Annotated in this window: 9 protein-coding genes and 1 riboswitch; of the genes, 7 read left to right on the top strand and 2 right to left on the bottom strand. The window is 36.3% G+C overall.

All coding sequences use genetic code 11. The features are described 5' to 3' along the window. Window positions 1-137: 137 nt before the first annotated feature. Both QM491_RS24660 and QM491_RS24665 read right to left on the bottom strand, forming a co-directional pair. Window positions 138-1,232: a FecR family protein gene (locus tag QM491_RS24660; protein ID WP_283330229.1), complete on the bottom strand. Its 1,095-nt coding sequence runs from the start codon at window positions 1,230-1,232 to the stop codon at window positions 138-140. A gap of 85 nt (window positions 1,233-1,317) precedes the next feature. After that, window positions 1,318-1,908, bottom strand: a complete 591-nt coding sequence (locus QM491_RS24665) for an RNA polymerase sigma factor (protein WP_283330230.1) — start codon at window positions 1,906-1,908, stop codon at window positions 1,318-1,320. A gap of 1,681 nt (window positions 1,909-3,589) precedes the next feature. Then, a riboswitch (SAM riboswitch) is annotated at window positions 3,590-3,686 on the top strand. Window positions 3,687-3,930: 244 nt separating this feature from the next. Here QM491_RS24665 and QM491_RS24670 point away from each other — a divergent pair. From QM491_RS24670 to QM491_RS24700, 7 genes are all read left to right on the top strand, one after another. Then, window positions 3,931-5,202: a peroxiredoxin family protein gene (locus tag QM491_RS24670; protein WP_283330231.1), complete on the top strand. Its 1,272-nt coding sequence runs from the start codon at window positions 3,931-3,933 to the stop codon at window positions 5,200-5,202. A gap of 38 nt (window positions 5,203-5,240) precedes the next feature. Next, entirely contained in the window at window positions 5,241-5,858 is a 618-nt protein-coding gene (locus tag QM491_RS24675) for a YceI family protein (protein ID WP_283330232.1), read from the top strand. Between the two features lie 99 nt (window positions 5,859-5,957). Further along, a complete protein-coding gene (locus QM491_RS24680) occupies window positions 5,958-6,422 on the top strand; it encodes a protein-disulfide reductase DsbD domain-containing protein (protein ID WP_283330233.1) in 465 nt (154 codons plus the stop codon). Window positions 6,423-6,554: 132 nt separating this feature from the next. Further along, entirely contained in the window at window positions 6,555-7,496 is a 942-nt protein-coding gene (locus QM491_RS24685; RefSeq protein WP_283330234.1) for a cytochrome-c peroxidase, read from the top strand. 189 nt (window positions 7,497-7,685) lie between these two features. Then, the gene (locus QM491_RS24690; RefSeq protein ID WP_283330235.1) at window positions 7,686-8,996 is read left to right on the top strand and encodes a peroxiredoxin family protein; all 1,311 of its coding nucleotides are present in this window, start codon (window positions 7,686-7,688) and stop codon (window positions 8,994-8,996) included. Window positions 8,997-9,090: 94 nt separating this feature from the next. Next, window positions 9,091-11,838 carry a TonB-dependent receptor gene (locus QM491_RS24695; protein WP_283330236.1) on the top strand — a complete coding sequence of 916 codons (2,748 nt, stop codon included), beginning with the start codon at window positions 9,091-9,093 and terminating at the stop codon, window positions 11,836-11,838. A gap of 105 nt (window positions 11,839-11,943) precedes the next feature. Beyond that, on the top strand, window positions 11,944-12,669 hold the full coding sequence (locus QM491_RS24700) for a DUF4397 domain-containing protein (RefSeq protein ID WP_283330237.1): 726 nt from the start codon (window positions 11,944-11,946) through the stop codon (window positions 12,667-12,669). Window positions 12,670-13,032 lie beyond the last annotated feature (363 nt).

Genomic DNA, 13,032 nt, shown 5'->3' on the forward strand with positions numbered 1-13,032 from the left:
ATATGAGATGGTATAGGCAAAACGCTTCCCTTAAACCTTTAAAAGGTTTTCTTGACAAAGACGATAAGGGTGGTTTTGATTAGCGATAGAAATGTTCCAGCATCTCTATCGCTTTTTATTTGTAATAGATGGTTGCCTTAATTGCAACCTGTAGAAAAAATAGAAACCTGATTTCCGTTCATTTCATATCTAGTATTGCTTCCTAAGCTTTCGCAAATAATCTTTAGTTTTTCAGCTAAGGGTTGGTCCGACAAAGAGGTCGTTAAATAACAATCTTTTAGCTTTTCTTCTGGATAGTCTATATGTATGAGATAGGCTTTTTGTAAAGACTCAAATATCTGACTTACAGGCGCATCCACAAATTCAAAATTGATACTTTCTATTACTTCGGTATTCCCTTGAGGGTTAGTCTGAACAATTGTTTCAACTTGGTCAAACATTAAGCTTTTTCGTTGAAAACGAATCGACTGATTTGGGAGTAATACAACCGTTTTAAAAGCTGATGTCAAATCCTTATTTGAACTCACCTGTACTTTTCCTGTTCTCACGACCACATCTACCTCAGGTTGATCTTTGTAAGCCTTAATTCTAAAACTAGTTCCTACCACTTTAGTAACGACTTCGTTAGAATACACATAAAAAGGTCTTTGAGGATTTTTGCTAATTTCAAAGAAAGCCTCCCCTTGTAAAAAAACATTACGCTCATTTTTATCGAAAAACTTCGGATAGCTTAGTTTACTGTTGGGCTGTAACAATACCGAACTACCATCTGACAATATGACTAGCTGTGGCTTGGTCGTGTTATTAGCTTCTTCGATTAAGCCATCATCTTGCTTTTCAATCAAATCTTCATAAGCCAAAGTCGATTCATGCGTATTATGTCGATTGTATATCCAAACCAACGAAAGCCCAAATAACAACAATGCCGCAATTTTACTAAGTGCTTTATGTTGATTATAATATTTGATTATGCCGAAATACCAAACATTTTCTTTCTGGTAAATCTTCTCCCAAGTATGAGATAAGGCCTCATTTACTTCATTTTCCGTTATTAATGGTTCATTTACTTTCATGGCCATCAGGTAAAGTTTGGCTTGTTCCAAAAGCTCCACGAGATTTCCATTTCTTGAGATCCACTCGTCCCACTGTTCGTTTTCTTTCCCCGAATACACCCATTCCTTAAATGAGCTATCACTTAGAAAGTCGTCTATTGTTTGGTATTTTTTTTGCATCTGGTATCAAGTAGATATTTTCAAAACTAGAGAGGTTCAATCTTTTTTGTCGTACTCTCGATTTTGTATTTTTTTTTGAAAAAATTTAGAGATATTCTGAAATCATGAGTAAAACAAGGGCAAAATCTTCTGGCCAAGCACTTCTTATTTGCTGTAATCCCCTGTAAATAAGATTATTAGCGGATTGATAATTAATATCCATCGTTTCAGCAATTTGCTCTATATTTAGACCTTGGTGATAGCGCAAATAAATGGCTTCTTTCTGTCTTGAAGGAAGTTGATTGAGAAGTTCGTTTAATCGTTTAACCTTTATAGCCGTAAATTCTTCGTGTATAAGTTGATCCTCGATAGAAAAATCTATCAAAAAATCTAGCTTTTCATCAGAAGTGGCTTTATTGAAAATATGGTCTCTTTCCACCATCCTAAATGCCCTACGACGGAGACTAGCAATAAGGTAAGCCTTTACAACTACACTTTCTTGAAGAGAATTTCGGTAAATCCAAATGTCTACAAAAACATCTTGAACACAATCTTGTACCTTATCCGAATAAGCCATTAATGAATTTCCATAATTGACCAATGAACGAAAATAACGCTCAAAGAGGGTGGAAAAAGCGAGTTCATCTCCTTCTCTTAATCTTTTCCACAATGTTTCATCGCTAATTTTTATTGCCATATTCAATAGAAGATTAGATTGTTTTTAAGTAAAATTAGTACAATCGGGTAACTGGAGTACAGAAAAATATAATATTAAGTTTTGTCTTTCAAAAGCGTGTACTGAAAGAATTGTACTCATATCTTTCTGAAATACATCCAAAATATTCGTTGTAAAATAATATCAGGAATATGAAATTAACTAACTATATATATATACGACATAAGATTGAAAAACCTTATTTATACACTTCGATTATACAACTCACAGATTAATTTAAGAATCTTATAGTCGATAAACATTATATAGCTAAATTTTAAAATTGAATAGAACAATTGATTTCAATTTTTTGAATCGAAGTCAACCTAATTTGACGATACAATCAAGGTTCTCAACTAGTTCAAACCCATTAGGTTCTCTGACATTATTAGCTAATATGGTATTAGCAATTTGAAGTTAGACTTAAAGAGCCCTTAGCTGTCCTAAACTATAAATCTGATATTTTAAGTAATGGGATTTTTCTAGGCTTTCATTTGAGAGATGAGTAACACCTGATGGGACAGTTTACCATAACCCAACTAATTATGTAACAACCAATAGGCAACAAATAAAATGGACAAAACAGTATTATTTAAAAAAAAATATGGCTCTTTTTGTGATGTAGTCATAGAAAGGTTAAACTATAAACTTGAATACATTGAAAATTATATTGAATTAGAAGTAATTGCAAGAAATATTGAGTATTCTAATTTCAACGTATACGAAAATGTTATAATTAAATTTTATAAAATAAAGGAATTCAAGTTTTACGAATCTAAAGGATCTACTAATCATATTACCGTGCTAGATTGTAACATACTAATAATAAATGGGTTATACGTCTTTGACTTTATTCCTTGGGGTGAAAACTTAACGGATTTAAATGATATAAGGAAATCGAATTTTTATATAATTTGTGAAGACTTTGAATTTACAAGTTTCTCCCGCTAGTGCTGGCTTCCGAGCCAGTACTAGCAAAGGAGTACAGTAGTATAAAGTAAACTTCCACTCCCAAAGCCTCTCAAACAAGGGGCTTTCGCTATTCAATTATTCTCTTTATCAAAGTACAAATATAGTTGGTTCTCTTCCGAAATATATTAAACGCTCCCCCGCTAGTACTGACTTCCAAGCCAGTACTAGCTTATTCTAAGGATTCCAATTCTCAACTCCAAATACCCCCCACCGATTACACCAAAACGCTCCATGGGACAAAGCACTAAACGGAACAGGCTTAAACAACCCAGTAGCAAACCACTTTAAATACCAAAGTAACGAATCGAATCATTAACACTATTTGGTTTATCAGGCATCAATGACTTTGCGCTAGATACTATGATAAAACTGTTGGGCGTTGGTGGGGGAAGATACATTCCCAGTCATAGGTGAACAAGAGTCATGGTCAACATATCAGTATGTGTTTGAAAACCCTCCATTTCGGGTACAATCAATTAATTATTTTGTGTCTATAATTAATGAGTTTTCATTTGTTTATAATAGTTATACCTTTTATCAAAGTTTATTATTTGTACTTATTTTAAGTAAATGGTATTATTTGCCATTCTTTGTATGATGATTGATAAAATTATTTTTATTTTTCACCTTAAAGATTTGGAAGTAAATAAATTTATAAATACATTTGTCCTATCGAATAAATAGATTTAAAGATTTATAAAGAACGAAGGAAGAGGTTAGGCTCTATGATCTTCTGGCAACCTGTTAACCACCAATAAGGTGCCCCAACCTAATTCTAAAGATAAATCTTTGGCCAGATGTCACAAGATTAAAATTTCTGTTCTCCAAAACCAACATAGCTTTTGAGATAGAATTTTGGCCAAATAATTCCAGTTTTAAAATTTAAGAGAATAACCATTTTACTTGATATGAAATGCGATACACATTCTTTGTGTAAAATGTTTTATCATCTCGTTCATAACTGAAACAAAATATTTCGAACAATTAATATACCTAGTCTATATATTTAATAGATTTATAATTGCTCACTTGATGAAAACAACTAAACAACTACTCTCTATTGCTTGCTTGTCGATTACTACATTGACCGCAAACGCACAAAGCAAATTCATTAAAGAAGGTTCATGGCGTGGAACTTTCAAAGTAAATGAAGTTCAAGTTCCTTTTAATTTCGAAGTGAAAGGAAAAGATGCAGAACACGCAACTTTTACACTCTTGAACGGAAGCCGTCGAGATGACTTTCATGTCAAGCAGCTCTCAGAAGATTCAGTTTTTATCAAAATGAATACCTATGATGCAGCATTGGTTGCCAAAATTCATGAAGATGGTTCTTTATCTGGAATTTATAAAAGCCTAGTACCCAACTTTAGAGGAAACTTCCTACCTTTTACGGCCGAATATGGTAAAACCTATCGTTTTGTTGAGCCAAGTAAAGAACAAAAAGCCAATCATAATCTTTCGGGAAAATGGGCTATTAAAATCAGTAGTAAAGAGCCTGTAGCAGACCAAGTGGCTATTTTTGAACAAAAAGGAAATAGATTAAAAGGCGTTTTCTTAAAAGTTACTGGCGATACCCGTGAGCTTGAAGGTATTGTTCAAGGGGATGAATTTACGCTAACAGGATTTTCAGGACCTAGTCCGTGGCTGATTAGAGGCAAAATAAACCCCGACAAAAGTATTTCTGGCGAAGTGGGTCTTGGTATTTACAACAATGTAAAATTTGAAGGCGTAAAAGATAGTAAAGCCGAATTGCCTGACCCTTATGCTCTTACCTATTTAAAACCAGGGTATGAAAAATTAGATTTCAAACTTCCTGATCTAAATGGAAAACTGGTGTCGTTGAGCGATGCAAAATACAAAGGCAAAGTGGTCATTGTTGAAATCATTGGTACGTGGTGCCCTAACTGTACCGACCAAACGCAATTTTTATCACCTTGGTATAAGGCTAATAAAGACCGTGGAGTTGAGGCTGTTGCTGTAGGATTTGAGCAAAAAGATGACTTGGAATATGCCAAATATACCTTGGGCAAACTTCGTGACAAGTACGATATCCAGTATGATATTTTATTTGGAGGTATTGCAGATAAAAAGGTAGCATCAGAAAAGTTCGAAGCTCTTAACAAAATGATTGCCTTCCCTACCACTATTATTATAGGAAGAGATGGTAAAGTCAAGCAAATCTATACGGGTTATACAGGTGAGGTAACAGGCAAGTATTTTAAAAAGTATGCCAAAAAATGGAATAAAGACCTCGATAAATTAATTAATGAGCCTGTTCCAAGTGCTGAGTTGTCATTAAAATAGCTCTTTCAATCATATTCAAATGTTAAATTACACTAACAATGGTAAAAAAAGTATCTTTCCTATGCACAGCATTGATAGCTCTCACACTGGGAGTATCTGCTAACGATGGTAAAACTAAAGGCGCTGATGCTACGTATATTGTGGATAGTCAAGCAAGTCATTTGGTTTGGACTGGCAAAAAAGTAACGGGTTCACACACAGGTAATATTCCTTTGAGTACAGGGTCGTTGGTGGTATCCAATAGTAAATTCAAAAGTGGTGCATTTGAAGTTGATATTGCCTCACTTACGGTAACAGATATTACAGATAAGGATGGCAATGCCAAACTGGTGGGGCATCTCAAAGCTGAAGACTTTTTTGGCACAGATAAGTTTCCTAAAGCCAAATTTGTTACCTCTTCTGTAACTCCTAAAGGTGGTGAAAACTATGAAGTTACGGGCAAATTAACCATTAAAGGAATTACTAATGAAGTTAAGTTTCCTGCGGTGATTAAAGTTGAAAAAAATAAAGTTACAGCACAAGCCAAAATTGTCGTAGACAGAACCAAATACGGTATCAAGTTTCGTTCGACGAATTTCTTTGAAAACCTTGGCGATAAAGCCATTGACAATGATTTCGAATTGAATGTCAATTTGGTGGCAAATGCTGGCAAATAACCCATATTCTTGATGAGCTAATGGGCAGATTTTTTCATCAAGTATCTAACAACTGAGGTGTATTAGCACCTCAGTTGTTCCAAAATACACAACATCAGTATGAAAAAGATATATATCGTTTGTTTACTCCTACTCTTCACAAACGCCATACAAGCGCAAGAAACAGATATTGATAAAATTGTCAATTGGAACTTTAAAATCACCAATAAAGATTTTAAAATCGGCGACGAAGTAGAACTTGTTTTTAGCTCATCTATCGAAAAAGGATGGTCACTCTATTCCTCTGATTTTAAAGGAGATGTTGGTCCACAACCCACAATTTTTCAATTTTCAGAAAATGGCTCTTTTGAATTAAGCTCTGGTATTCAACCTATTGCAGCTTTGAAAAAGATTGATAAAAATTGGGGAACAGAGGTCTCCTATTTTACACAAAAAGCAGAATTTAAGGCGAAGGTTCGTTTGGTCGAACATAGTTATGATATTTTTGGCGTCATAAAAGGACAAGTGTGTCATCTTAAAAAAGGTATTTGTGTTCCTTTTGAAAAAACTTTTCAGTTTAACTAGACACATAAAAGCTTCTATTTACTGATTGAAGATTCCCTTTAACAACAATCAAGTTGATTTAAAATTACGAGCTTCTTTTTGCCTATTACATACAGCCAAAAGATTTATAGACAATTATTTAGAAACTAAGCCATGAGAAAATACCTCTTCATCGTTGGGGTAATAGCTGTAGCATTGATGAGTTTTCAATTCAATACAACAGACAACGAACCTAGCAATAAGGTAGCTTTGGGTGAAAAACTCTTCTTTGATCCCATATTATCTTCTAAAAAAACCATTAGTTGTGCTTCATGCCATAAGCCCAAATTAGCTTTTGCCGATACCACACAGTTTAGCCCTGGCGTAGATGGTATTCTGACCGATCGAAATACTCCTTCGGCGATGAATCTGGCAGGCAGGATACATTTATTTTGGGACGGTCGAGCCAACTCATTAGAAGAGCAAGCAATACAGCCCATTATTTCAAAAACAGAAATGAATTTACCTATTGAGGAAGCAATTGCTCGTCTCAAAGAGGACAAAGTATATAGTAGAGCGTTCAAAAGAATTTATAAATCTCAGCCAACAGAAAAACTCTTGGGTGATGCCCTTGCCGCTTACCAAAAAAACCTAGAAACTGCCAATACTCCGTATGACCGTTATATCAATGGCGACGATTCGGCTATGAGTGCGTCGGCTATTCGTGGGCTACTACTTTTTATCGGAAAAGCCAACTGTGCCAATTGTCATGCGGGTGAGGACTTTACAGCCGATAGATTCAAAAATATTGGGCTGTATGATGGAAAAAATCTACGAGATGTAGGTCGCTCAAAAATAACGGGCGACTCTACTCACGTAGGGCATTTTAAAGTGCCAGGGTTGAGAAATGTCGCTGTAACGCCACCATATATGCACAATGGTATGTTCAAAACGCTCCGTGAGGTGATTGAATACTATAATAAACCTGACGCAGTGGTCAAAAATGGTATTAATCGTGATTTGTCGTTGAGTACGCCCCTCGGTCTTAGTGCTCAGGAAATTGCTGATATTGAGGAGTTTCTGAAATCGTTGACAGACGACAGATTTAAAAAATAACAATTTCGTAATTCAATCTATTGTTCAACATCCAAACCCCTTTACCATGAAAGAAATTATCAAATTTCACTTGGTCTATCATGACCAATGCCTCTAATCTAACCCTTTTGTGATTCTTTAACAGTCCACCACCAACCATACTTTTGCCAGTAATTAAGTGGTGGTGGACAACAAATCCTTCTCTCTTTTATGAAAAAATCATTGCTCAAAGGAGGTTTACAAATCTCCCTTCTATCGCTATGTCTAGCGAATCCCTCGTTGGCGAATCAATCCCCTGTTCTTAAGGAAGGACGATGGCGTGGAGAATTTAAAGTCAACGAAACTAGGGTGCCTTTCAACTTTGAAATCAAAGGAAAAACACTTGATGAGTCAACACTTACCCTACTAAATGGTACTCGTAGAGACGATTTCAAAATTAGCACAATTGCAGGCGATAGTATTTTTGTAAAAATGAATACTTACGATGCGGCTTTAGTAGGAAAGGTTGACGAAAACGGTCATTTTAAAGGTGTTTACAAAAGTCTTGTGCCAAATTTTAGAGGAAATGTACTTCCTTTTGAAGCCGAATTTGGTAAAACCTATCGCCATGTCGACCCTAGTCAAAATATCAAACCTACGACTAATCTTTCAGGAAAGTGGAATGTAAAAATCATTAGTAAAGATCCAAATGCTGCCAATTCGGTAGCTATTCTCGAACAAAAAGGTAACAAACTTACAGGAGTGCTCATGACCGTAGTGGGCGATACACGTGAATTAGAAGGTACTATTCAAGGAAATGAATTTAAACTTTCGGGTTTCACAGGACCGAGTCCAGTAGCGATAAAAGGCACAATCAATCCAGACTTAAAAACCATTAGCGATGGCGAAATCAGCTTTGGTATTTATGTGACTCAAAAGTTTGAAGCTAGTAAAGACAATAAGGTAGAATTGCCTGATCCTTACAAGCTTACCTTTTTGAAAGAAGGATACAAAAAGCTTGATTTTACGTTTCCTGATCTCAACGGAAAACCTGTTTCGCTAAGTGATGACAAATACAAAGGGAAAGTAGTTATTGTCGAAATAATAGGAACATGGTGTCCCAATTGCACCGACCAAACTCGCTTTTTAGCCCCTTGGTACAAAGCCAACAAACAACGAGGTGTCGAAGCCATTGCCATAGGGTTTGAGCAAAAAGATGATTTAAACTATGCCAAATATACGCTAGGCAAGCTTCGTGATTTCTTCAATATCGAATATGATATTGTTTTTGGAGGTATTGCCGACAAGAAAGTAGCCACCGAAAAACTAGCAGGTCTTAACCGTATGGCAGCATTTCCTACTACGATTATTATAGATAGAAATGGTGAAGTTCGTGAAATATACACAGGTTATACAGGCGAAGTCACAGGGAAATATTTTAAACAGTATACGAAAAAATTCAACAAACTCCTCGATGGTTTGATTGCTGAGCCTAATCCTTATGAAAACTCAACAAACACAACTGCCAGTATAAAAAAATAGATGGATACAGGTAAAGAGGTTATAGCACAAAGATTAAAAGCAATAGCTAGCTTCTTTACCTGTATGCTCTTTTTCGCTCTAAAACACATTATTAATGAAACAAAATACTACTTTACTCTTTATACTTTTATCCTTGTTTAGTGTAAGCAAGATTTTTGGACAACAAAGAATTGTTACAGGAAAAGTAACCGCTCAGGAAGATCAAGCACCCTTAATTGGTGTTTCTGTCATTGTAAAAGGCACCAATACAGGAACAACTACCACACCCACAGGGACTTTTAAACTGAGTTTTCAGAAAGGTACAACTTTAGTGTTTTCATTTATTGGCTATCAGTCACGAGAGGTTGCTATCCCGCCTTCAGGTGAAGTAAATGTATCTCTTCAGCCTGCTATCAACACCCTTGGGGAAGTTCAGGTAGTGGGTTCAAGAAATGCCAATCGTACCAAACTTGATTCTCCTGTACCTGTAGATGTGGTTAATATCAGACAGTTACAAGAATCTGCTCCGCAAGTTACCGTTACGCAAATCTTGCAATATGTTGCCCCTTCTTTTCACTCAGCCGAAAGTAGTGGTGGCGATGCTTCGAGTGCCACCAACTTGGCACAATTAAGAGGTTTGTCTGTTGACCAAGTATTAGTATTAGTCAATGGAAAAAGAAGACATAAAAGCTCCAATATCAATTTTGGAGGAAACGGAAATGGTTCGACAGGCTATGACCTCAATGCTATTCCTACAGCGTCTATTGAACGTATTGAGGTACTCCGTGATGGAGCAGCGGCACAATATGGCTCTGATGCCATAGCTGGGGTAATTAACCTTGTTTTGAAGAAAAATACTGATAATTTATTGGTGAGTACAACAGGAGGTATTCGCTATTCAGGAGATGGCGAATATACCCGAAGCAATATTAACTATGGCTTGAAAACAGGTGAAAAAGGAGGCTTTATCAATCTTACCGCCGAGTTTGGCACACAAGGAATCGCAGAGCCCGTTGGTGGTGGCAACAACGGACTTTATACAGGTCCTATTTATGGCGGTGGCGCAGGCGTAAGAGATTATGATGCCATCTATACCAAAGAAATCGACGAAGCTATTCTTGCCTCAAGAGGTTTGACTCGTAAAGATTTTAATCAAAGAAGCAGTCCAAACCGTCAAAAAGATGCTTTGGTTTTCTTTAATACAGCTTTACCACTGACGAATGGAGCCGAATTTTATGCTTTCGGTGGTTTGAGTTATCGTAATTCAGAGTTTACGGCTGTTCGTAGATTGCCGGGTTGGGGTACTCGTAACAATACTTTTATCTATCCCGATGGTTTTTTACCTGCCATTGAAATGGGAATTTTAGATAAATCTCTTGCTGTAGGACTTCGTGGAAAAGTAAAAGGCTGGAATGTCGACTTTTCGAATGTTTATGGTGGTAATAGCTTTACCAATCGAGTTACGCATTCTTTAAACGCAAGTTTGGGACTCAAAACACCTAAAAACTTTTTCGCAGGTGCTTATGGCGCAAGTCAGAATACAACCAGTTTAGATTTTACTCAATATTTTGACAAAATCTTACACGGGCTAAATATTGCCTTTGGTACGCAATACAGAGCAGAAACCTATTACATAGAAAAAGGAGAACCTAATTCATATATCAAGGCCGACACCAGAACTATTTATGATGTGGATACGACTTATTTGGGTATTCCATATTTGCAGGAGGTTGGACAAACAGCACTAAATGGTACAGCCGCTGGCGCCCAAATTTACCCAGGCTTCAGACCCGAAAGCGAAACCAATGTAACTCGTTCTATTATTTCGGCTTATTTAGATTTAGAGGCAAATATTACACCTGAGTGGACTTTATCAGGAGCAGTACGGGTTGAAAATTTCTCAGATTTTGGGAGTGTATTTACTGGAAAAGCTGCCACACGTTATCAATTTGCACCGTGGTTGGCCGTTCGTAGTTCGGTGAGTAGTGGTTTTAGAGCACCAGATTTAGCACAATTTTATTACACGGCTGTATCTACGTCATTTCTAGGTGGCGTTGGGGTTGATATTCTAACAGCTTCTAATGTGAGTGCTGCGGCTAGAGCTTTGGGTATTCCGAGCTTAACACCCGAAAAATCAAGAGGGTATACCTTTGGTTTTACTTCGAAAGCAAGCAGAAATATAGAATTATCAGTGGATGCCTATTCTATTGATATTAATGATAGAATTATCCAAACAGGAAATTTTAGTTCAACCGCCAGCAATTTACCCGCTGATTTGAAGGCAGCTTTTACTGCTACTGGTGCCAATCAAGCTAACTTTTTCTATAACGCTGTCAATTCTCGAACACAAGGAATTGATATTACCGCCAATTACAAAGCACAAATCGGTACTGGTAATTTTACATTTACCGCTGCGGCAAACTTTGGAAAAAATGAAATCCGGAAAATCAATACGCCAAAAGGACTTGAAAGTTTCGTGGATGTGATTGTAAGCCCTACTGAAAAAGTACGTATTGAGTCTTCTATTCCACAAAAGAAAATTAGTTTACAAGCGCTCTATGCCATTAATCGCTGGAATTTTTTACTTAGAACGGTGTATTTCGGAGACGTAAACGTAGCGACAAACTTTGGTGGTGGGAATATTTTCTATCAAAACTTTAGTCCAAAATGGATTACGGATTTATCAGCTGGTTATAAATTATCGCCAACCATTCAGGTGACAACAGGGGTTAATAATCTATTCAATGTTTTAGCAGATTATACTGATCCATTGGTAGCTGGTCGTCGTGTTACAACGCCTGGAGGTGGACAGTTTGTATCAACAGGTGGTCGTGCTTTCATTCGTCTTGCTGCAACATTCTAATGAATCTGTTACGCTGTTTTAGTTCTTTATTTAAAAACGATTTTACTTAAATTATTCGATATGATTATTCGACAAAAATATATTTGGATCCTCGCTGCGTTGTCTATGCTTTTTTTGAATTCATGTAAAAAATCATACCTTAATTTTCAAGAAGAAGGAACACCTTTGTATGCCAAAATTCGATTTGTAAATGCCCGAAATACTACCACTCCTATTCATTTTTGGACTTATATTACCAAAGTAACGACCAATACAGTATCAGCAAACCAGTCTACTGATTACATCAATACAGTTTTTGGAGATGTTCAAATAAGTTTTTCAGAAGGTACCAGTACAACTCTAAAAGCCTCAACACAGTTTGGCAACGCTGCTACATTTGGAGCCTCTGGAGGTCCAAATGGTCCTATTCCAGACTATTATCACACCGTTTTTGCTGTTAGAAAAAAGAAATCATCAACGGCCGATTCATTGATTCTATTTTACGACGATTTGCAAGCGCCCGCCTCAGGAAAGGCAAAAGTAAGATTTGTTCATTTGGCACCCAACGTCAACGATATTCAGGTACAAGCTAATAACAACGTACTTTTCAATAGTATAGCCTATGGTAGGGCTGGCAATGCTATTATCTCAGGAACAGGCTTAAGTGCCTATTCATTAGGGCCTTTCGTAAGTATCGATGCAGGAACATTAAACTTCTCTTTGAGCTCAGGAAGTACAACATTAAGCCTTTTACAAAAATCCATAACCGTTCAGTCTGGCAAGATATATACCATATACCTAAGTGGAACAACAGAAAACACCCTAACACTTAGTAGCATCTTACACAATTAAATTCAAAACATGAGTCATCCTAAATTTTGTGATTGAGCGATTGAATGAATGAGTGATTAATCACTAAATTAGGAATGACTCATGTTTAACATCTTCTTACTTATTTGAAAATATCGATCAATACAACAAAGACATTTTCTAAGCACTACTTTAATAAGTTAGCGAGCAAAATAAAATTTAAGATTATGCTTGGGGTTTTCAGGTAACGGCTTTCGGCGGTAGGTTTTGGAAAAAAGCATGGCTATGGGTAATAAAAAATATTTTAACACTCTGTGCCTTGTGCCTGTTGCCTAGTGCCTAAACACATAACTTAAATCTTATTCTACACGATTACTTAAGTTAGTAGGCAAAGTTAAAATAAAT

This window comes from Flectobacillus longus (assembly GCF_030056705.1).
GTDB lineage: Bacteria > Bacteroidota > Bacteroidia > Cytophagales > Spirosomataceae > Flectobacillus > Flectobacillus longus.

Excerpts from the sequence above, each read along its gene's own strand:
- QM491_RS24680 (WP_283330233.1), top strand. The coding sequence starts at position 5,958 with ATGAAAAAGATATATATCGTTTGTTTACTCCTACTCTTCACAAACGCC.
- QM491_RS24700 (WP_283330237.1), top strand. The coding sequence starts at position 11,944 with ATGCTTTTTTTGAATTCATGTAAAAAATCATACCTTAATTTTCAAGAA.
- QM491_RS24670 (WP_283330231.1), top strand. The coding sequence starts at position 3,931 with ATGAAAACAACTAAACAACTACTCTCTATTGCTTGCTTGTCGATTACT.
- QM491_RS24690 (WP_283330235.1), top strand. The coding sequence starts at position 7,686 with ATGAAAAAATCATTGCTCAAAGGAGGTTTACAAATCTCCCTTCTATCG.
- QM491_RS24665 (WP_283330230.1), bottom strand. The coding sequence starts at position 1,908 with ATGGCAATAAAAATTAGCGATGAAACATTGTGGAAAAGATTAAGAGAA.
- QM491_RS24695 (WP_283330236.1), top strand. The coding sequence starts at position 9,091 with ATGAAACAAAATACTACTTTACTCTTTATACTTTTATCCTTGTTTAGT.
- QM491_RS24660 (WP_283330229.1), bottom strand. The coding sequence starts at position 1,232 with ATGCAAAAAAAATACCAAACAATAGACGACTTTCTAAGTGATAGCTCA.
- QM491_RS24685 (WP_283330234.1), top strand. The coding sequence starts at position 6,555 with ATGAGAAAATACCTCTTCATCGTTGGGGTAATAGCTGTAGCATTGATG.
- QM491_RS24675 (WP_283330232.1), top strand. The coding sequence starts at position 5,241 with ATGGTAAAAAAAGTATCTTTCCTATGCACAGCATTGATAGCTCTCACA.